Annotated in this window: 1 protein-coding gene; it reads right to left on the bottom strand. The window is 71.9% G+C overall.

Annotation, left to right across the window (positions count from 1 at the left end; translation table 11 throughout):
• Window positions 1-193 precede the first annotated feature (193 nt).
• Window positions 194-943 carry a zinc-binding dehydrogenase gene (locus tag ABZ215_RS43835; protein WP_354956880.1) on the bottom strand — a complete coding sequence of 250 codons (750 nt, stop codon included), beginning with the start codon at window positions 941-943 and terminating at the stop codon, window positions 194-196.
• Between the last annotated feature and the right edge of the window lie 135 nt (window positions 944-1,078).

The following is a 1,078-nucleotide window of genomic DNA, read 5'->3' as shown; positions in this document are numbered from 1 at the left end:
TTCTTCGGCAAGCCGAAGGTCCACGCCGGGGTCAAGGCCCCGTCGCAGGCCCTCACCGACGCGGTCATCCCGGGCGACCACGACAAGGACAACGCCTCCGAACAGTGACGGGCACGCCCAGAGCCTGAACCAATTCCCCTGTCCACGAGCAGCAACCGCCGCCTTAGAGCACCTCGCCGGGGTCCACGTCGTCTCAACTCTGGTGGAACGCGAGCACGATCTTGCCGATCGCGGCCCGGTCTTCGAGGCGGCGCAGTGCGGCACCGGCCTCGGTGAACGGCAGGACCTCCGGCTCGGGGACGACCAGCCGCCCGCGCTCCAGTAGCACTACCAGCTCCGTCCACTGTGTACCGGGATAGGTGGGTTCGCGGGCGGCGATCTCGCCCCAGCCGGCGCCCAGGACGGCGGTGTTGCGCAGCAGCAGGCGGTTCACCTTCGCCTCCGGGATGGCGCCCGCGGTGAAGCCGAGCACGACGAGCCGGCCCTCCGGCTTGAGGAGGCGCAGGCTCTCGGTGAACCGGTCGCCGCCGACCGGGTCCAGGACGACGTCCACGCCCCGCCCGGCGGTGAGGAACCGCACCTGGTCGGCCCAGTCCGCACCGCACACCACCTCGGTCGCACCGGCCGCCCGGGCGAACGCGACCTTCGAGCCGGAGCCCACCACGGCGATCGCGCGCAGGTCCAGTGCGCGGCACAAACCGAGAGCCGCGCTGCCCACCCCGCCCGCGGCGCCGTGCACCAGCACCGTCTCCCCCGGCCGCGCCCGGGCCCGCCGGACGAGCGCGCAGTGAGCCGTGAAGTGGTTGAGCGGCAACCCGGCCGCGGTGGCCAGCGGAATCCCGTCGGGCAGCGGGAACACCTTCGCCGGGTCCGCCGCGACCACCTCCTGCCAGGTGCCCTCCGCGATCACCGCCACCCGCTGGCCGGGGTGGAACCCGCTCAACTCCGGCGCCGACCGGACGATGCCCGCCGCCTCGGCGCCGGGCCCGAACGGCGGCGGCGACCGGACAGTGTACCGGCCTCCGGTCCAGTTCGCAATAACAAACTACAATAATACAAACAATAACATCGCAAACAC

It is taken from the genome of Amycolatopsis sp. NPDC006131 (assembly GCF_040614175.1).
GTDB classification, from domain to species: Bacteria; Actinomycetota; Actinomycetes; order Mycobacteriales; family Pseudonocardiaceae; genus Amycolatopsis_E; species Amycolatopsis_E tucumanensis.
This window is presented reverse-complemented; position numbering and strand designations above follow the sequence as displayed.